A 17535-nucleotide genomic window follows, 5' to 3' on the forward strand; every position below is an offset into this window, starting at 1 on the left:
GACGAACCGTGTTAGCGGTCCGGTTATGGTGTTTGAAATCTACCTTGATTCCGACGACCGCTTCCGCTGGCATCTGCGTAATCAGAGCGGCCAGATCATCGCGCTCGCGGCCGAGGCTCATGTCGATCTCAACGAGGCCGTGCGCAGCCTGGCGGCGGTGCGCGACAGTAGCCGCGCAGAAATCCGCCACCCTCAGGATTGAGCGTGACGGAAGCGCGCGCGTAATTCGTCGGCAAGCGTCAATGGGTCGAAAGGCTTAGCAATGACGTCCATCGCACCGGCCACCTTTAACGCTTTGATCCGATCCGGCATCAGGCTGGCCGTCATGAAGATCGCCGGGACTGCGGCGGATTGCGGATCCTCGCGCAGCCTGGCCAGCAGTTCCTCCCCAGTCATGTCCGGCAAGCGGTAATCGAGCAGGTAGAGGTCGGGCACGATCGCCGCGCTGTCCTCCAGCAGGGCCGGGCCGGAGCCGTAGTGCGTAACCTCGAACCCGCCGATTTCCGTCAGCGCAAGCTGGGCCAGAATGGCGATGTCGGGGTCGTCCTCGACCAGGATGATGGTGCGCAGGTCGTTCATGATGCGGGCAGTTCGATCCAGAAACAGGAGCCGCCGCTGGCGCGGGGCTCATAGCCGATGCGGCCGCCATGCTGCTCGACGATGGCGCGACTGATGGCAAGGCCGAGACCCGTGCCGCCATGGCCGCGACGATTGGCATCGACCGCCTGGGAAAAGCGATCGAACAGGCGGTCGACGAAGCTTTCCGGTACCCCGGAGCCGCAATCGCGCACCTCGACCCGGATCAAATGGTCGCGGCGCATCCCGGCCACCTCGACAACGGAGCCGGGCGGGCTGTGCCGCGTAGCGTTGGAGAGAAGGTTGGTGAGGACCTGGAGCAAGCGTCCCGGGTCGCCGGTCAGCGACAGCGGCTCTCCGGACACTGCTTCGAGGCGAACGTCCAGACGCTCGGCGAAGGGTTCATTCTGCTGCACCGCGTCGCCGATCACTTCGCTCATCTGCAGCGGCACCAGGATGTAGCCGGTCTGCCCGCGGGTAAGCCGCTCGATGTCGAGGATATCGTCGATCAGGGTGCTGAGCCGCGCGGCATTCTTCTGTGCCATGTCGAGCATCTGCCTGGCGCGGTCGTTGATTCCGGTGCCAAGACTGGCGCCGAGCAGGGCGATGGCACCGCGGATGGCAGTCAGCGGCGTGCGCAGTTCATGACTGATGGTCGAAATGAACTCGTCTTTCGCGCGGTTGCTGATGCGCTCGGCGGTAAGGTCACGAACGGCGACGATGAACCCCTGGCCATCGTCGAGCCGCAGGCGGACCGAGTGAAGCGTCCGGCCTTCGCGGGTCGAGATCTCGGTTTCGGACCGGACGGTGTGGCGGATGGCCGCAAGCATGGCCGGCAGCATGGCTTCGTCCGCATCCGGTCCGAACAAGCCCCAGCGAAGGCTCTTCTCCAGCATCTCCGCGGCATCGGTGCCGCGCCGCTTCATTTCATCGTCAAATCCGTGCAGTTCGAAAAAGCGGTCGTTCCACAGCGCGAGTTTTAGGTCGGAATCGAAATAGGCGATGCCCTGATCGACGTTGTCGAGCATGACGCGCAGCAGCTGCGCCGTCCGCTTGAGCTCGAGCTCGCGCTTTTCGGCGACAAGGGTACCGAGACGCGTTTCGATGAGATTGGACGCGACCACCGCGAGGTCCGCCAGCTGCTGTCGCTGCGCGGGGGTGATGGTGCGCGGCTTGGTGTCGATGATGCAGAGCGACCCGATCGCCACGCCGCTGATGGTGATCGGCGCGCCTGCGTAAAAGCGGATGAAGGGGGCTCCGGTGACCAGGTCGTTGTCGGCAAATCGCGGATCCGCAAGCGCATCCTCAACGACCATCGCCTCCGATTGACGAACGGTGTGGCCGCAAAAGGCGCTTTCGCGATCGGTGCCGCCGGTAGTGAGGCCACAGACCCCCTGAAAGATCTGTCGATCGCGGCGAAGTACCGTCAGCAACGCGATCGGCACGTCGAATATGGTGGCGACCGTCTTGCTAAGCTGGTTGAAGGCTTCCTCGTCGCTCTCGCCAAGGCCGTAGCGCGTGATGACGCGCTGGCGCAGTTCCTCCTGACTATCGATCATCGCGGCAGGGTACGAAGGGTCTCAGCCAGCGTCAAAGCGGCCAGTCGCACCTGCTCCGGCTCTGCGTCGCAGGCGCGTTCGAGCGCCGAGGCCTTTCGCGCAGCATCGCCGAACCCAAAGCTGCCGAGCGTTCCGACCAGGCGGTGTCCGCATTGGCGAAGGGCGTCGCGATCGGACGGATCGGTGGCAATCAGCCAGTCTGCGGTACCTTGCATTCGTTCGATGCATGCCTCTTTAGCCTGGGCGAGGCGGAACTGCAGGCCTGTTTCGTTACGCATGCCGTCGGTCTAAGCAGCAAAGGTTACCAGAACGGTAACCATGACTATCGACGAGCCGATGTGATCGCGCGGCCACAGCCAGCGACGCACGTGCTCACCAAGCATGAAAAACAAAGGTTCTTCCGTTATGCGCCAGGAAGAAGGGAGTTCGTGTGCGCATCGCGTTGCTTGAAGACGATTCATCGCTCGCCGATCTGATAGGGGCCACCGTGGAAAGCGCCGGTCACAGCTGCCACCATTACGCGGATTGCCGCTCGGCCAAGGTCGCCTTCCGCCAAGAAAGTTTCGACCTGCTGCTGATGGACTGGCACTTGCCGGATGGCGAAGGCGTTGATGTCCTTCGCTGGGCCCGCCAGAACCTCGATCCGTGTCCGCCGGTTATCATGGTCACGAGCCGCGCCGAGGACGAGGCGGTGGTCGCCGCGCTCGATGCCGGCGCGGACGATTATGTGGTCAAGCCGATCGTTCCGCAGGTGCTCCTCGCCAGGCTCACCGCATTGCTGCGGCGGACCTACAAGCCGGCCGCAACCGGCGACCGGGTGGAGACTCACTACGGCGTCGCCTTTGACCACGGCCAGTGCACCGTGACTATTGCCGGCGAAACGCTGACCCTCACCCACAAGGAGTTCGGCCTCGCGCTGCTGCTGTTCCAGAACATGCACCGCCCGCTCAGCCGGACCTATCTCCTCGAGGCCGTGTGGGGCCGTAACCCCGACCTCCCGACGCGAACGCTGGACGTCCATATCTCACGCTTGCGCTCGCGTCTCAGTCTGGGCGATGCAGGGTTTAAGCTGACCTCGATTCAGAGCTTCGGCTATCGGCTCGAGATGACCAGTCTCCAGTGAATGGATGCCGCGCAATGCGTGCCGAGTTAATAGGGAAGGCTTCACCGTCCCTTATCTGATCTGACACCCTGAGATTCGATATGCTTCTAAGGGCCACGTGCCGGCGCTAACGCCGATGAACAATCGTCCGCTAACGGAAGGCAGGCAGCCACTGCTGAGCGACTGAGAGTGGGTCCTTTCGGCCGCAGCCTGCTTTGATGAATGATCGTCCGCTTACGGGCAGGCCTGAGCGTCTGCGAGTGGGTCTAAGCGGACGTTCTTGGCAGAAGCCGCTCGACTGTCCTTGAGAACCGAGCATTGGTGTGCGCGTGAGTCGCGGTGCTGGGTTAGCGCCGCTGCCCTGACCGGCAGACCGGCGGGGCTGTGAGTGGTGGGAGCGGCAAATGGCCGCTTCAAACCGAAAGGCACTCACATGACGAAATCGAAGACTTCCATCAGTCGCAAGGCCGAGGCTTCGGTTGAAGCCAGAACCAAGCCTCACGCTGCGCCTTCCGCATCAACGAAAGCACCATCCAAACAGGAGAGCTTGGCAGCGCTGCTGCTGCGCCATGAGGGCGCCACGCTTGAGCAGATGGTGTTGGCGATGGGCTGGCGTCCGCACACTACGCGGGCAGCAATGACCGGCCTTCGCAAAAAGGGCTACGTCATCGACAGCGACAAGATCGATGGTGTGCGCACCTATCGTGCGGTGGCGCCCGAATGATCGACATCGAGGAAAAGGTTGCTGCCCTGCCGACGCTCGGCAGGGCGGGGCTCCAGCAGCGCTGGCGCGAGGTGTTCAAGATCGCGCCGCCAGCGGCCTTCACGCCGGACCTATTAGCCCGGGGTCTAGCCCACCGCCTGCAGGAGAGAGCTCTGGGACGTCTGTATCCAGCTCTTGCTCGGCAGCTCAATTCGGCCGGAGAGGGCAGGGGCTCGGCCCGACCGAAGCTTCGACCGGGCAATCGCCTGGTCCGCCGCTGGCGCGGACGCACCTATGTCGTGGACGTTACTGAAGAAGGCCTCCGGTATGACGAACGGACCTACGGCTCGCTGAGCGAGATTGCGACCCTGATTACCGGGACTCGCTGGTCTGGCCCCCGCTTTTTCGGGCTACCCAAATGAGCAAGGTCCGCTGCGCGATCTATACCCGCAAGTCGAGCGACGAGGGGCTGGAGCAGGAGTTCAACAGCCTCGATGCGCAGTATGACTCCTGCGAGGCCTACATCCTAAGCCAAAAGCATGAGGGCTGGTCGGTCACCCGGGAGCGCTATGACGACGGCGGCTTTTCAGGCGGGAGCATGGAGCGGCCTGGACTTAAGCGTCTGCTGGCTGACATCGCGGCCGGCAAGGTCGATGTCGTCGTCATCTACAAGATTGATCGCCTAACCCGCAGCCTCGCTGACTTCGCGCGGATCATTGAGGTCATGGAGAAGCATGGGGCGAGCTTCGTCAGCGTGACGCAATCGTTCAACACCAAGACCAGCATGGGCCGGCTGATGCTCCACGTCCTGCTCTCCTTTGCCCAGTTCGAGCGGGAGGTCGGCGCCGAGCGGGTGCGCGACAAGATTGCTGCCTCCAAAGCCAAGGGCATGTGGATGGGCGGCACAGTGCCGCTTGGCTACGATGTCGTGGAGCGCAAGCTGGTGATCAATGAGGCTGAGGCGAAGACGGTACGGGCGGTCTTTGAGGCATTCGCCGAGCTTGGCTCAGTGCAGACGACGGTCCTCTGGTCGCGGGAGCAAGAGCTGACTACCAAGCTGCGACAGCGCGCCGGCAAGCCAATGGGCGGAACGCCATTCCACTACGGGGCGCTTCGCTGCCTGCTGAGCAATCGAACCTACATCGGTGAGGTGGAGCACAAGGGTAAGGCCTACCCTGGCCAGCACGAGGCGATTCTTGATCGAGCGCTGTTCGACCGTGCCCGGGCGATCCTGGCGACCCGCAGTACTGCACAGATGCGGGTTCCAAAGCTTGCATCAGCCAGCTTGCTGCAGGGCATGATCTTCGATCAGCACGGTCGTAAGATGAGTCCGGCGCATACCTGCAGGAATGGCCAGCGGTTCCGCTATTATGTGACCCACGCCAAGCAGATTAAGGTCGGCGGACCTGCCGCATACCGGGTCGCTGCCGAGCCGATGGAGCAGCACTGCGCATCACTGCTGGCAGAACATCTTGCGGCGAGAGTCACCAGTATCGACGATGCGGGTTCCTCCGAGCTCATTGGCACGGCCGGCGGCGAGCGGCGAACGGCTTTCCTTCAGCATATTCGTCGGGTCGTGATCGGCGACGCCGAGCTGACCATCGAACTCGCGGACGGATCGACCATCAAGCGCGCGCTCAATCGCATTCGGCATGGCAACGATGCCAAGCTGATCGTTGGTGAAAAGACCATCTCAAACCAGCCTGCGGGCAACCAGCAGCTGATCATTCTCCTGCAAGACGCAGCCCGTGCTCAGGCCTTCGCCCTGGCGAAGCCGAAGCTTTCGCTCGAGGAAGTTGCAGCCAAGTTCGGAAGGTCGACCGAGCGCTTCAAGCGCCTGATCCGGCTGAGCTACCTCTCACCGAAGATTGTCGAATCGATTCTGCAGGGTCGTCAGCCGTTGCAGCTGACCAGCAAAAGCCTGCAGAACCTGGACGGTCTTCCGCTCCGCTGGAGCGAGCAGGAAGCGTTGCTGCTCATCTGAGCTAGGCCACTCGTCTCAAGACATGCCAATGCCGCCCAAGAGAAAAAGCGCAGGTTTGCCACTCAGGAAAGCGCTCAGAGAAGTCTCTGGCATAGGCTCGCGGAAAAACACCGCTAACGGACGGCTGTTTTCCGCCATTTATACGGAAAGCCTCAGAGAACAAAACGCAATCAAATCAGAGACTTAGTCGCTGGTGACCCCTACGGGACTCGAACCCGTGTTTTCGCCGTGAGAGGGCGACGTCCTAGACCGCTAGACGAAGGGGCCGCTGCGGTGCGAGGCGCGCATATGGCCGCGTGGACCCTGTTCGTCAATCAGGCGATGAGGGCGTGGTCGGGCCGGCGCTGGCGGGCAAGCCATTGGCCGCACAGTTCGGCAATACGAGGGGCGGCCTTGCCGTCGCCGAAGGGCAGGGCAGGCACCGCCATGGCGCGGTAGGCGCTGGGATCGTCGAGCAGGCGGCGGACATTGTCGACGATGTCGTAGCGGTCGTTTCCGACCAGCAGGCTGTTGCCGCTGGCAATGCCTTCCGGGCGCTCGGTCGTGGAGCGGAGGACGAGCAGAGGGACGCCGAGCGCAGGGGCTTCCTCCTGGATGCCGCCGGAATCGCTAAGGAGGATGTGGGCGGTACGGATCGCCGCGACCATCGCGTGATGCTCCATCGGCTGCAGCAGGCGGATCCGCGGGTGACCGCCAAGGAGGAGGCGGGCCGCGGCCGCCATGGCCGGGTTGCTGTGCAGGACCATCTCGATCCGCAGCCAGGGAACCTGTGCAAGCTCGATCAGGGCGAGGCCGATCGGGGTGAACGCCGTTCCCCAGTTTTCGCGGCGGTGGCAGGTAACCAGCAGCCGCGGCAGGCCGTGGCCTTCGACCCTTGGGGGCAGGTCGTCGAGGATCGCGAAAAGGGCGTCGACCGCCGTGTTGCCGGTAACATGGATCTCGCCGCGGACCTTTTCCGCGACGAGATTGGCGGCATTTTCCTCGGTTGCCGCGAATAACAGGCTGGCAAGGCGGTCGATCTCGACCCGGTTGCCCTCCTCGGGCCACGGCAGGGCAAGGTCATGGCTGCGCAAGCCCGCTTCGACATGGGCGAGGGGGATCCCGGCCGCCACTGCTGCCAGCGCTCCGCCAAGCGCGCTCGAGGTGTCGCCCTGAACGATCATCAGGTCGGGTCGCGCCGCGCCGCGCAGGAAGGGCGCGAGGGTGCTGGCAACGGCTTCAGCGTGAAGGCGCGGATCCTCCTTTGACGGGCAATGAAGCCGAAGCGCGGGGTACGTACCGAGGCCGTATTCGGCGGGGTCGAGCAGACTGTGCTGACCGGTCACCACCAAGGTAGGCGTCAAGCCCGCTGCGGCGAGCGCGTGGGCCAGGGGCGCAAGCTTGATCGCTTCGGGACGCGTGCCGACAACAAGAAACAGGGATGGGGGCACCGGCGCTCTCCAACAGGAGGCGATCCGGCAAGAGGCAGCCTAACTCGTTACGGCTGCGCGAACAAGCCGCTTAGCGGAAGTTGTCGGCGTAGGCCTGCAGCTTGAGCTTTACCGGCGGCGCGGAGACGATGCGATACTCAAACCCATGCTTGTCGGCGTAGGCGATCGCCTGCTCCCGGGTGGCGAACGCCAGGCGCACCTGTGTCGCGGTGGTGGCATTGCCGACCCAGCCCGTCAGCGGGTCGTGGCGCTGGGCGCGCTCGTTTTCGAACTCCAGGGTCCACTTGCCGGCCTTGGCCCGGCCGGACTGGGTGGTCTTGCGATCCTGTTCGATGATGCGAGCGGTAGGCATGGGGCTGCGCACGTGGCGGAAGGAGCCTGCGAAATCAAGAGCGCGGTTTGGCGCGGAGGGTCGGGGGCGCGGAAGCTGGATCGTCCGGCCAGGGGTGCCGGGGGTAGCGGCCGCGCATTTCCTTGGCGACCTCGCGCCAGCTGCCGGCCCAGAAGGAGGGAAGGTCGCGGCTGGTCTGGATCGGCCGGCCCGCCGGCGAGGTGATGGCGAGGGTAAGCGGGACCTTGCCGCCAGCGACCGAAGGGTGGGCGGCCATACCGAATAGCGCCTGGGCTCGGACCTCGACCGTCGGCCCGCCTGGAGCCGAATAGTCGATCGGGTGGGCCGACCCGGCGGCAGAGCGAAAGTGGCTCGGCGCCTGCCGGTCCACGCGCTGCTGGCCGTCCCAGCCGAGCAGGTTCTGAAGGGCCTGGGTCAGGGCGCCGGGCGAGATGTCGGACAAGCGGCGCCGGCCCGTGACCAGTGGGGCCAGCCATTCATCGAGCGATGCGGTAAGGGCCTCGTCGGACAGATCCGGCAGCGTGGGATCGAAGGCGGCGGCAAAGGCGGCCCGGTGGCGGAGGGCCATCGCATCCTCGCTCCAGGGGAGAAGGTGGAGGCCGTGCTCGGCGACGCCTTCGAAAAGGGCGGCGGCGATGGCCAGCGGGTCGGGGCTCGGATCCGGGCCGGAAGCGAGGCGGATGGCGCCAAGTCGCCGGCTGCGGGTCGGGAGGACACTGCCGGTGGCCGGATCGAAGGCGCCGTCGTGGCGCGTCTCTATCCGTCCCGCAAAGAGCGCGAGGACCTGTTCCTCGCTGATCGCGGCGGCGGAAAGGATGCGCGCACCCGCGGCGGTCCCGGCGACTTCGGCGATGGCGAGCCATTGCGAGGAAGCCAGGGAGGAGCTGGGGTCGAGCCGAAAGCCGCGACCGCCGACCGACTGCCAATGCTCGCCCGAAGGATCGCGGCGGCGCGCGAGGCGGTCGGGGAAGGCGAGCGCGAGCGCTTCAGCGAGGTGGTCGCCGCCACCGTCCGACGCGCCGGCCAATCGCAGCCAGCGCTTGGCAAGGCCGCGGGCAGCGTCGGCGCGCCTGCCGCGATCGCTTCGCCAGCGGCGCAGGCGCAGTTCGAGGTCAGGGTCGTTACCGCCAAGGCCGCGTTCGGTGAGGAGGACGGCGGCATCCGCGGCGGATTGGCCGAACCCGCGGGCCGACGCGTCGATCATCATATGCGCTAGCCGGGGTTCCAGCGGAAGGCGGGCGATGGCCCGGCCGTGGTCGGTGAGGCGGCCATCCTCGGTAATGGCGCCGAGCGCGGTGAGACGCCGGCGGGCTTCGGAGAGGGCTGCGGCGGGGGGCGGATCGAGGAAGGGAAGCCGCGAAGGATCGGCTTCGCCCCAGCCTAGGCAGATGAGAAGGAGGCTGGAAAGGTCGGCTTCGAGGATTTCGGGCGGATCGTGGGCGGGAAGCGCGTTGAAGGCGGCTTCTTCCCACAGGCGGTAGGCAGTGCCGGGGCGCTGGCGGGCGGCGCGGCCCGCGCGCTGGGTGACAGCGGCGCGGCTGGCGCGTTCGGTAACGAGGCGGGTGAGGCCGGCGCCGCGATCGTAGCGGGGACGGCGGGCAAGGCCGCTGTCGACCACCGCGGCGACGTGATCGAGGGTGACGCTGGTTTCGGCGATCGCCGTCGAGAGCACCAGCTTGCGGGTGCCGGGAGCCGGAGCAGCGAGGGCAGCGCGCTGGGCCGAGGGGTCGATGGCGCCGTGGAGGCGGTGGAGGACGATGTCCGGGGACAGGGCGCCGAGCGCGTCGGCCGTGCGCTCGATCTCGGCGACGCCGGGGAGGAAGGCGAGGACCGAGGCATCGGTCTCGGCGAGGGCGCGGCGGCAGGCAGCCGCCACCTGCGGCTCGATCCGCGCGGCGGCGTCGCGTCCGAGGTGAACGAGGGTGAGCGGATGCGAGCGCCCTTCGGAACGGATCAGCGGTGGGTCGCCGAGAAGGGCCGCGAAGCGTTCGCCGTCGAGGGTGGCGCTCATCGCGAGGAGGCGGAGGTCGGGGCGGAGCGCCGCCGCTGCGTCGAGGGTGAGGGCGAGGGCGAGATCGCTGTCGAGGCTGCGTTCGTGGACTTCGTCGAACAGAACCGCTGAAACGCCGGCGAGTTCGGGATCGGCCTGCAGGCGGGAGAGAAAAACGCCGTGGGTCATGGCGATGAGGCGCGTGCCCTTGCCCACGCGGCTATCGAGCCGGGTCTGGTAGCCGACCGTGTCGCCGGGCTGCTCGCCACCCTGCCGGGCGATGAATTCGGCCGCGGCCCGGGCGGCGAGCCGGCGGGGGACGAGCAGCAGGACCTGGCCCGTGCACCACGGCTGATCGAGGAGCGCAGGCGGAACGGCGGTGGTCTTGCCGGCACCGGGCGGCGCGACGAGGAGGGCGCGCGGACCCTCGCGGAAGGCCGCGAGAAGGTCGGGCAGGACGTCGTGAATGGGAAGCGCGCTCACCGCCCGCTCCATGCGGGGCGGTGGGATCTTGTTCAAGATGCGCCGGCCGACGTGGGGAGCGCGAAGGCTCCGCTCTCCCCACCGCCCGCTCAGCCTATGCCGATATCCCAGGCGAGGATCAGCGCGGCGATGACGAGCACCCCGGTAAGCGACCAGAAAAGGCGTTGCCGCCAGCCCATCCGGAAGCGGGCGGGATGATCGCGACGATAGCGTTCGGCCTGCGGCCAGGCCGCTGCGTTGGCGGAAAGCAGGCCCATGTCGAGCGGCCCGGTTCGATGGAGAAGCGTGCCAATCTCCAATTTCTCGTCGGCGCTGACCGCGGGATAGCGGATAAGCAGGTCCTCGAGACGGGCAAGCGAAAGGGGGTCGTTCGCCACTCGGGCGCGACTTGCGGTGGTCATGATGTGGTCTCGCAAAAAAGGGCGCGGGCAGGGGTCGTGCCCCGCCCGCGCGTGTCAGTTGTTAGATCGTAAGAGCGGCTAGCGCCGGCGTCGGAACAGCCGGTTGAAGCGCTCCTTCAAGGTCGCGCGAACCTTGCGCAGACGGAAGATGCGCATTGGGTCGGGGCGCGATTTGCGCAATTCACCGTCGAGCGCGCGTTCGATGTCGTAACGCAGCGCGTTCAGCCTGATGGCGTACGTGCTCATGGCAATTCACTCCTTGCCTGCCGCGGGGCTTGGGCCGGCCGCGGCGTATGTCCGTATGGTCGATAGGGGATCGATCAGACGGTCGGCGGCGCTCGCGCATGGTAGGCAGGAAGGACGGTGCCGGCGTGCGGCGCGGCGATGGAGAAACTGGTGCGACCGACCGGGCGGGAAAGGCTGAGGCGAACCGGCGCTGCCGCGGTCGGGAGGAGCAACGGACCGGGCGAGGGGCGTTGGGCCTTGAGAAAGGACTTGCCGCTTTTGGCCGCGATGGCGACACCGGGGTGACCATCGAGGGTAAGGGCCACGGCCTGCGACCGCGCCTGGGCCGGCAGAGGGCTGAAGAAGATCCCGCCGTACAAGCCATAGAGGAGCGCTAGCAGCAGTGCTGCACCGCGGGCCCTGGTAGAGCGTGAAGGAGCGGGAGTGTCCATCGCGTCAGGGACATATGGCCGCCGGCGGATGAACCGCAAGTTCACGAAGCGCCAGTTTCGCCGGTCCGCCGCCGTGACGGGATCAGGCGCCCCTCAACCCATCGCCTCTGCGTCACAATGACCTCTGGCGCGTTGTGCTGGTGAAAAGGAAAGTTGCATTGGCGAGAAAAACGAAAACCGACCTCGGCATGGACGCAGCCGCGCTCGCCGCAGACGCCTCCACGGTCATCGGTCTCAGGATGACGCAGGCGGCGCTGGGAGGGCCACAGACCTCCGCGGAAGCCTGGCGCATGTGGAGTGAGAAGGTGACAGCGTTGAACGCGATCACCTGGAAAATCTGGGCAGCCGGCTGGAACGCGAGCCCGGAGCAGATCGCCAGCATCAGCCTCAGTCATTACCGCCCGATCGTGGCGGCAAACCGGCGCAGGCTGATGCGATCGCGCCAGGGCTGAGAAGGGCCTGGCGGGGAAGCGCCGCGAAACGTGCGGCGCTTCCCCCGAAATCCGATTATTCGGCGTCCGCCTCTTCGCTGCCGAGGCTGGCCATGTCGATGACGTAGCGGAAGCGGGCGTCTCGGTTCTCGACCTTCTTCATCGCCTTGTTGATGTCCTGGATCGGAATAACCTCGATCTCGGGCGCGATTCCATGCTCCGCGCAGAAGTCGATCACTTCCTGCGTCTCGGCGATCGAGCCGATCAGCGAGCCCGCGACCGAGCGGCGGTGGAAGGCGACCTGGCTGTTGTCGACGCCCGCCATCGGCTCTAGGGCGCCGACGATCACCAAAGTCCTGTCGCGCTTCAGAAGCGCGATGAAAGGGTTGATGTCGTGCTTTTCGGGCACGGTGGAGATGATGAAGTCGAAGGTGCCCGGCATGGCAGCCAGCTTCTCAGCCTTCTTGGCGACGTCCTTCTCGATGTTGACGTGGGTGGCGCCGAGCTTTTCGGCGTCGGCCTTCTTGTCCTCGCTGGTGGTGAAGACGGTGACTTCGGCTCCGAGCGCCTTCGCCAGCTTGACCGCCATGTGGCCAAGACCGCCCAGCCCGATCACGCCGACCTTGTCGCCGGCCTTTACGCCCCAGTGCTTCATTGGGGAGAAAGTGGTGACGCCGGCGCAGAGGATCGGCGCGGCCTCTTCGGGCTTCAGGGCATCGGGAATGCCGATCACGAATTCCTCGCGGCAGACGATGTTCGAGGAATAGCCGCCGTACGTGTTGTCGCGGCCATACATATTCTCCCCGGTCGAGGCCATTTGGGCGGGGATGAACGGGCCGTTGTAGGTGGCGAGGAAGCCGTTGGGGCCTTCGCAATAATTCTCGTCGCCTTCCTTGCAAGGCGCGCACGATTGGCAGCTGTCGACCATGCAGCCGACGCCGACGATGTCGCCGACCTTATACTTGCCGTTCGTCGCCGCCTTGCTGACGCGCCCGACGACTTCATGGCCGGGAACGCACGGATAGACGGTGTTCGACCACTCGTTCTTCACCTGATGGATGTCGGAGTGGCAGACGCCGCAGTAGAGGACGTCGATCAGCACCTCGTTGGGCTTAGGCTCCTCGCGTTCGAAGCGGAACGGCTTGAGGCGGCTGAAACTATGCTTTGCGGCGTAACCAATCGTGTCGACCATGGGAGCTCACTTCTCGTCGGGGGAAGTAAGCAGAGTGGTTAACGCGCGGCTTGGTTCCGGGGCTGGCCTTTATGACCTAGAGCGCGGCCAGCAGCAGCCCGAGCCCGGGCAGGCCATGCGCCGCCGAGAGGATTAGTAGGCGCGCGCGACCGCGAATTCGACCGCCTGGGTGAGCGCGGCCTTGGCCTTGCCGGCGGGAAAAGGAGCAAGATTGTCGAGCGCGCGGCGGGCGTAGGTGCGGGCGCGTTCCAGCGTGTCGGCGATGGCGCCGGTGGCATGGAACAGGCGAATGGCGTGGGCAAGGTCGTCGTCGGAGGTCCGGGTGCCGCCCACCGCTTCCTTCCAGAAGGCGCGGTCGTCGGCCGAGCCGCGGGCGTAGGCGAGGATGATCGGCAGGGTCATCTTGCCCTCGCGGAAATCGTCGCCGAGATCCTTGCCGCTGGTGGCGCTGGTCGAGGTATAGTCGATCGCGTCATCGACCAGCTGGAAGGCGATGCCGAGGTTGCGCCCGAAGCTGTTCAGCGCTTCTTCGGCTTCCTCGCCCGCTTCGGCCACGACGGGCGCGATATGGCAGGCAGCGGCGAACAGGGCCGCGGTCTTGGCCTCGATAATCGACAGATACGTGTCTTCCGACGTCGAAATCTGCCGCTGTGCGGTCAACTGCGCGACTTCGCCTTCGGCGATGACGGCGGAAGCGCGGCTGAGGATCTTCAGGACCTTGAGGCTGCCATCCTCGACCATCAGTTCGAACGCGCGAGAGAAAAGGAAATCGCCGACCAGCACGCTGGCGGGATTACCCCAGATGAGGTTGGCGGTCCGCTTGCCGCGCCGGGTCTCGCTGACGTCGACAACGTCGTCGTGGAGGAGGGTGGCAGTGTGGATAAATTCGACCGAGGCAGCGAGCTGGTGGTGGCGGGCGCCGGGATATTGGCACAGCGCCGCTGCCGCGCAGGTCAGCATCGGGCGCATCCGCTTGCCGCCGCCGGCGATGAGGTGGCCCGCAAGCTCCGGGATGAGGGGCACTTCGCTCTGCATCCGCGCAAGGATCACCCGGTTGACCGCATTCATGTCGGCGGCGGTGAGGGCGATCAGCGGATCGAGGCTGGGGGCCGGATTGAGCGGGTGGATCGAGGCAGTCATCGTCAGTCGCGGCGGTAGGAGCGGATGGCCGCGAGAGCAAGCTTGACCGGAACGCCCAGTTGGAACCATCTGCCTCGTGAGCCTTTGGAGCTCGAGTAGGGTACGGGGGCGGAACGATCAGGGCGGGGGGAAGATCGACATGGCTGATCGTGGCGGCATCGCTGGTGCCCGTGCTGCTGTTCGCCATCCTCCAGGTGGGGTTCGCCGCCCGTGAGCAGCGGCGCGAGCTGGAGAATCGCGCGCTTACTCGTGCCGACAAGCTGATCCTTGCCGCCGACGCGGAAGCAGTCCGCTACGGCACCCTGCTCGACGCGCTGGCGACCTCGCAGGGTCTTCGGAGCCGCAACTGGGAAGCGCTGGCGAGACGGTTTGGCGAGTTCCAGGCGCTCAATCCCGACCTTCGCGGGCTGACGATCAGCGATGGAAGCGACTCTGTCGTCGCGACGATCGGATTGCCGATCGTCCAGGCGACGGTCGTGGTTGATGGCGAGCCAACCAGCCGACCTGTCTTTGCCGGCTATGTGCGCACGGGCAATTGCCTGTGCCTGATGTTCGAGCGGGCCGGGCAGGCCAATAATGGACAGCGGCTGAAAGTCATTTTGCTAACCGACAGCGAGCCTTTCGTTCGCTTGCTACCGCCGACGAGCGAATATCCGGTCGTGGCGCTGGCGGGTCCGCGCGCACGCTTCATTGCCCGGAACGTGGGCACGGCGGAGCGGTTCGGAAGCCTCTCTTCGGTATATCTGCAGCGCGCTGTCATGTCCGGGAAGGACGGCGGTATCTATCGGGGCAGGACGCTTGAGGGATTCGAGAATTATTCCGCGTTCGCACGGTCAGAGCGGACCGGATGGACGGCGCACGTGGCGCTGGGGTCGGACTATATCGACAATCCATCGCGCCGGTTCCTTGGCTCGCTGATCATGGCGGCGATGCTGTCACTTCTGCTGGCCGCACTTCTGATCGCCTTCGCCATCCGCCAGATGCGCGAAGCGCGGCAGCTGGCTGAGCGGATGCAGCAGACGCAGAAGATGGAGGCGCTCGGGCAGCTGACCGGCGGTCTTGCGCATGACTTCAACAATTTGCTGACGCCGGTGATCGGCGTGCTCGACCAGCTGACCCGGCGTGACGCGCTTGACGACCGCGGCAAGAGGCTTGCGGCGGGTGCGCTGACCTCGGCGCAGCGGGCGGCCAAGCTGACCCAGCAATTGCTCGCTTTCTCGCGCCGGCAGCGGCTGACAGTCGGGCCAATCGACGTGCCGGCGCTGCTGAGCGGAGTGACGCAACTGGTCGAGCGGACGGTCAGCACCCGGCACCGGTTCCGGGTCGAAGCGGACTCCGATGCGCAATGTGTCCGAAGTGATTTGACACAGCTGGAGCTGGCGCTCCTCAACCTTGCCATCAACGCGCGTGACGCACTGCCGGACGGCGGCGAGATCCTGCTGCGCGTGACCCGCGAGAAGGCTGGTGAAGGGAACGAGCGGGTCAGGTTCGCGATGGTGGATGGCGGCACCGGGATGGACGAGCAGACCCGCCGCCGCGCGCTTGAACCCTTTTTCACCACCAAGCCCACGGGGCGCGGCACCGGACTTGGCCTCGCGCAGGTGTTCGGCGTGGTGGAGCAGTCGGGCGGGACGGTGGAGATCGAGTCGGCGCCCGGGGAGGGCACCACCGTATCGCTGCTGCTTCCCGAGTGCAGCGAGGAAGAGACGAGGTCGGCGCGGGCCGACGCCGCGCTTCCCGCCGCGGCATCCGCGCACTCGCTCCGGTTGCTGGTGGTCGACGACGAGGATGAAGTGCGAGCGACGATCGCGCAGATGCTGAGCGAGGCCGGTCACAAGGTGAGTTCGGCATCGAACGGGCGAAGCGCGCTGGCGTCGATCGGCAGCGAACAGTTCGATCTGGTGGTGACCGACTATCTGATGCCCGAGATGAGCGGCACCGAACTGATCGCGGCGGCGCGCGAGAAGAAGCCGCGCCAGGCGTTCCTGGTGGTCAGCGGCTTTGCCGACAGCGAGGAACTGGCACAGCGCTGCCCGGATGCGGCATTGGTGGCCAAGCCCTTCACCGCCGCCGAACTGCTGGTGGCAGTCGAACGGGCAGTTCAGCGGTGATCAGCCGAGCGGCAGGCTGAGACGGGCGAGGAGACCGCCGAGGTCCTCGCTTTCCTCCAGGCCGATCCTGCCGCCGTAGATTTCCGCGACGTCGCGAACGATCGCGAGGCCGAGCCCGGTGCCGGGCTTGCCGGTGGTGTCGAGGCGCTTGCCGCGTGTGAACAGTTCGGCGCGCTGTGCCTCGGGAATGCCGGGGCCGTCGTCCTCGACGATGATGTCCACGAACGGCGCCGATTTCTCGACCGTGACGAAGACCCGGCCCGAGCCATATTTGGCGGCATTCTCGACCAGGTTGCCGAGCATTTCGTCGAGGTCCTGGCGTTCGACCCGGACCTCCACCTTCTTGTCGCCGGCAATGTCCACGGTCGCGCCTTCGTGCATCCGGGTGACGGCGCGTTGCACGGCCTGGAGGCTTTCCCACACGGGTGCACGAGCCTGGGCAGAGGCGCGGCGACCGATCGCGCGGGCGCGGGCAAGGTGGTGGTCGACCTGGCGGCGCATCGTGGTCGCTTCGCGGCAGACGGTGTCGGCTAGGTCGGGCGAGCGCGCGGTGGCGGCGTTAGTGATAACGGTGAGCGGGGTCTTGAGCGCGTGCGCCAGGTTGCCGGCGTGGCGGCGGGCTTCCTCGGCCTGCTCTTCGTTGTGGGCGAGGAGCTGATTGATTTCCTCGGTCAGCGGCTGGAGCTCGTCGGGGAAATCGTCGGACACGCGGGTCTTGGCGCCCGAGCGGATGGCGACGACTTCGGAGCGAACCCGTCGCAGGGGCCAGAGGCCATAGACGGTCTGCAGCGCGGCGAGGATCACGAGGCCAAGGCCGAGGACGGCGAAGCTCCAGATCAGGGTCGTGCGCAATTCGCGCAGCTGGGCGTCGAGATTCTCGCGGCTTTGCGCGACCTGGAAACGCCATTTGAGCGGCGAGCCCGGCAGGATGATGTCGCGTTCGACGATGCGCAGCGGCTCTCCGGCGAACTGGTCGCTGTCATATTTGTGCGTGCTGGTGTCGCCGTGGACGGCATCGACCTTCAGCCGCCGGTCCCACAGCGAGCGCGAACGGTAGCAGAGGTCCTGTTCGGTATCGCTGAGGCAGCTGTTGCGCGGGACATCGGTGATCTGGAAATAGAAGCCGCTATAGGTTTCGATGAAGCGCTGGTCGGCGGGCGCACGGGAAAAGCGCACTTCCCCGACGGGCCCGATCTCGGACGCGCCAATCATCGAGCGGAGGACGAGCTCCAGCTGGTCGTCGAAATTGCGGACGAGGCTGTTGGTAAGCACCCGGTCGAGCGCGAAGCCGCCGGCGAACAGCAGGATGGCAATCCACACCGCCGCGACGACGATCATGCGCCGGGTGAGGGAGCCGGTGCCGGGTCTCGCCAAGGACGCCTTTTCAGCCGAGAGCCCGGGCTT

The 17535-nt window shown here is 65.9% G+C and carries 19 protein-coding genes and 1 tRNA gene; 7 read left to right on the forward strand and 13 right to left on the reverse strand.

Features of this window, described 5'->3' with window-relative positions; all coding sequences use genetic code 11:
* Positions 1–25 precede the first annotated feature (25 nt).
* Positions 26–202 (forward strand): YegP family protein, encoded by a 177-nt coding sequence (locus ABD729_RS07280; protein ID WP_168068581.1) that lies wholly within the window; start codon positions 26–28, stop codon positions 200–202.
* Here ABD729_RS07280 and ABD729_RS07285 read toward each other — a convergent pair.
* The 3 genes from ABD729_RS07285 to ABD729_RS07295 are packed head-to-tail and all read right to left on the reverse strand — an operon-like array spanning position 193 to position 2350.
* Positions 193–579, reverse strand: a complete 387-nt coding sequence (locus tag ABD729_RS07285; RefSeq protein ID WP_344709494.1) for a response regulator — start codon at positions 577–579, stop codon at positions 193–195. The genes ABD729_RS07280 and ABD729_RS07285 overlap by 10 nt on opposite strands.
* Positions 576–2135 carry a sensor histidine kinase gene (locus tag ABD729_RS07290; protein ID WP_344709495.1) on the reverse strand — a complete coding sequence of 520 codons (1560 nt, stop codon included), beginning with the start codon at positions 2133–2135 and terminating at the stop codon, positions 576–578. Before ABD729_RS07290 ends, ABD729_RS07285 begins: the two co-directional genes overlap by 4 nt.
* On the reverse strand, positions 2132–2350 hold the full coding sequence (locus tag ABD729_RS07295) for an Hpt domain-containing protein (RefSeq protein ID WP_344709496.1): 219 nt from the start codon (positions 2348–2350) through the stop codon (positions 2132–2134). Before ABD729_RS07295 ends, ABD729_RS07290 begins: the two co-directional genes overlap by 4 nt.
* A gap of 215 nt (positions 2351–2565) precedes the next feature.
* Between ABD729_RS07295 and ABD729_RS07300 the strand changes: the two genes are divergently transcribed.
* The 4 genes from ABD729_RS07300 (at position 2566) to ABD729_RS07315 (ending at position 5924) form a co-directional block, all read left to right on the forward strand.
* The gene (locus ABD729_RS07300) at positions 2566–3258 is read left to right on the forward strand and encodes a response regulator transcription factor (protein WP_344709497.1); all 693 of its coding nucleotides are present in this window, start codon (positions 2566–2568) and stop codon (positions 3256–3258) included.
* Between the two features lie 412 nt (positions 3259–3670).
* On the forward strand, positions 3671–3961 hold the full coding sequence (locus ABD729_RS07305) for a DUF3489 domain-containing protein (RefSeq protein ID WP_344709498.1): 291 nt from the start codon (positions 3671–3673) through the stop codon (positions 3959–3961).
* A complete protein-coding gene (locus ABD729_RS07310) occupies positions 3958–4362 on the forward strand; it encodes a DUF2924 domain-containing protein (protein ID WP_344709499.1) in 405 nt (134 codons plus the stop codon). Before ABD729_RS07305 ends, ABD729_RS07310 begins: the two co-directional genes overlap by 4 nt.
* On the forward strand, positions 4359–5924 hold the full coding sequence (locus ABD729_RS07315; RefSeq protein WP_344709501.1) for a recombinase family protein: 1566 nt from the start codon (positions 4359–4361) through the stop codon (positions 5922–5924). Before ABD729_RS07310 ends, ABD729_RS07315 begins: the two co-directional genes overlap by 4 nt.
* A gap of 191 nt (positions 5925–6115) precedes the next feature.
* Here the strand turns inward: ABD729_RS07315 and ABD729_RS07320 are convergent.
* From ABD729_RS07320 to ABD729_RS07350, 7 genes are all read right to left on the reverse strand, one after another.
* Positions 6116–6191 (reverse strand) — tRNA-Glu (locus ABD729_RS07320).
* A gap of 47 nt (positions 6192–6238) precedes the next feature.
* The gene (gene wecB / locus ABD729_RS07325; RefSeq protein WP_344709502.1) at positions 6239–7354 is read right to left on the reverse strand and encodes a non-hydrolyzing UDP-N-acetylglucosamine 2-epimerase; all 1116 of its coding nucleotides are present in this window, start codon (positions 7352–7354) and stop codon (positions 6239–6241) included.
* 70 nt (positions 7355–7424) lie between these two features.
* Positions 7425–7706, reverse strand: a complete 282-nt coding sequence (locus ABD729_RS07330) for an NADH dehydrogenase ubiquinone Fe-S protein 4 (RefSeq protein ID WP_344709503.1) — start codon at positions 7704–7706, stop codon at positions 7425–7427.
* Between the two features lie 34 nt (positions 7707–7740).
* Positions 7741–10191, reverse strand: coding sequence for an ATP-dependent helicase HrpB (hrpB, locus tag ABD729_RS07335; protein WP_344709652.1), 2451 nt, complete (start codon positions 10189–10191; stop codon positions 7741–7743).
* A gap of 77 nt (positions 10192–10268) precedes the next feature.
* Positions 10269–10580, reverse strand: a complete 312-nt coding sequence (locus ABD729_RS07340; RefSeq protein ID WP_344709504.1) for a hypothetical protein — start codon at positions 10578–10580, stop codon at positions 10269–10271.
* A gap of 78 nt (positions 10581–10658) precedes the next feature.
* Positions 10659–10826, reverse strand: a complete 168-nt coding sequence (locus ABD729_RS07345; RefSeq protein WP_344709505.1) for a hypothetical protein — start codon at positions 10824–10826, stop codon at positions 10659–10661.
* A 74-nt stretch (positions 10827–10900) separates the two neighbouring features.
* Complete coding sequence (locus ABD729_RS07350; RefSeq protein WP_344709506.1) at positions 10901–11131, reverse strand: hypothetical protein; 231 nt, start codon at positions 11129–11131, stop codon at positions 10901–10903.
* Positions 11132–11445: 314 nt separating this feature from the next.
* Here ABD729_RS07350 and ABD729_RS07355 point away from each other — a divergent pair, with 314 nt between their 5' ends.
* Complete coding sequence (locus ABD729_RS07355; protein ID WP_344709508.1) at positions 11446–11709, forward strand: hypothetical protein; 264 nt, start codon at positions 11446–11448, stop codon at positions 11707–11709.
* 55 nt (positions 11710–11764) lie between these two features.
* Here the strand turns inward: ABD729_RS07355 and ABD729_RS07360 are convergent, their stop codons facing one another.
* Both ABD729_RS07360 and ABD729_RS07365 read right to left on the reverse strand, forming a co-directional pair.
* Positions 11765–12880 carry an NAD(P)-dependent alcohol dehydrogenase gene (locus tag ABD729_RS07360; protein ID WP_344709509.1) on the reverse strand — a complete coding sequence of 372 codons (1116 nt, stop codon included), beginning with the start codon at positions 12878–12880 and terminating at the stop codon, positions 11765–11767.
* Positions 12881–13012: 132 nt separating this feature from the next.
* Positions 13013–14020: a polyprenyl synthetase family protein gene (locus ABD729_RS07365; protein ID WP_344709510.1), complete on the reverse strand. Its 1008-nt coding sequence runs from the start codon at positions 14018–14020 to the stop codon at positions 13013–13015.
* 149 nt (positions 14021–14169) lie between these two features.
* Between ABD729_RS07365 and ABD729_RS07370 the strand changes: the two genes are divergently transcribed.
* The gene (locus tag ABD729_RS07370) at positions 14170–16131 is read left to right on the forward strand and encodes an ATP-binding protein (protein WP_344709511.1); all 1962 of its coding nucleotides are present in this window, start codon (positions 14170–14172) and stop codon (positions 16129–16131) included.
* Here the strand turns inward: ABD729_RS07370 and ABD729_RS07375 are convergent, their stop codons facing one another.
* Complete coding sequence (locus tag ABD729_RS07375) at positions 16132–17469, reverse strand: sensor histidine kinase (protein ID WP_344709653.1); 1338 nt, start codon at positions 17467–17469, stop codon at positions 16132–16134.
* Positions 17470–17535 lie beyond the last annotated feature (66 nt).

The organism is Sphingomonas humi (assembly GCF_039536725.1).
GTDB classification, from domain to species: Bacteria; Pseudomonadota; Alphaproteobacteria; order Sphingomonadales; family Sphingomonadaceae; genus Sphingomicrobium; species Sphingomicrobium humi.

Excerpts from the sequence above, each read along its gene's own strand:
- ABD729_RS07280 (WP_168068581.1), top strand. The coding sequence starts at position 26 with ATGGTGTTTGAAATCTACCTTGATTCCGACGACCGCTTCCGCTGGCAT.
- ABD729_RS07285 (WP_344709494.1), bottom strand. The coding sequence starts at position 579 with ATGAACGACCTGCGCACCATCATCCTGGTCGAGGACGACCCCGACATC.
- ABD729_RS07290 (WP_344709495.1), bottom strand. The coding sequence starts at position 2,135 with ATGATCGATAGTCAGGAGGAACTGCGCCAGCGCGTCATCACGCGCTAC.
- ABD729_RS07295 (WP_344709496.1), bottom strand. The coding sequence starts at position 2,350 with ATGCAAGGTACCGCAGACTGGCTGATTGCCACCGATCCGTCCGATCGC.
- ABD729_RS07305 (WP_344709498.1), top strand. The coding sequence starts at position 3,671 with ATGACGAAATCGAAGACTTCCATCAGTCGCAAGGCCGAGGCTTCGGTT.
- ABD729_RS07310 (WP_344709499.1), top strand. The coding sequence starts at position 3,958 with ATGATCGACATCGAGGAAAAGGTTGCTGCCCTGCCGACGCTCGGCAGG.
- ABD729_RS07315 (WP_344709501.1), top strand. The coding sequence starts at position 4,359 with ATGAGCAAGGTCCGCTGCGCGATCTATACCCGCAAGTCGAGCGACGAG.
- ABD729_RS07330 (WP_344709503.1), bottom strand. The coding sequence starts at position 7,706 with ATGCCTACCGCTCGCATCATCGAACAGGATCGCAAGACCACCCAGTCC.
- hrpB (WP_344709652.1), bottom strand. The coding sequence starts at position 10,191 with ATGGAGCGGGCGGTGAGCGCGCTTCCCATTCACGACGTCCTGCCCGAC.
- ABD729_RS07340 (WP_344709504.1), bottom strand. The coding sequence starts at position 10,580 with ATGACCACCGCAAGTCGCGCCCGAGTGGCGAACGACCCCCTTTCGCTT.
- ABD729_RS07345 (WP_344709505.1), bottom strand. The coding sequence starts at position 10,826 with ATGAGCACGTACGCCATCAGGCTGAACGCGCTGCGTTACGACATCGAA.
- ABD729_RS07355 (WP_344709508.1), top strand. The coding sequence starts at position 11,446 with ATGGACGCAGCCGCGCTCGCCGCAGACGCCTCCACGGTCATCGGTCTC.
- ABD729_RS07360 (WP_344709509.1), bottom strand. The coding sequence starts at position 12,880 with ATGGTCGACACGATTGGTTACGCCGCAAAGCATAGTTTCAGCCGCCTC.
- ABD729_RS07365 (WP_344709510.1), bottom strand. The coding sequence starts at position 14,020 with ATGACTGCCTCGATCCACCCGCTCAATCCGGCCCCCAGCCTCGATCCG.
- ABD729_RS07375 (WP_344709653.1), bottom strand. The coding sequence starts at position 17,469 with ATGATCGTCGTCGCGGCGGTGTGGATTGCCATCCTGCTGTTCGCCGGC.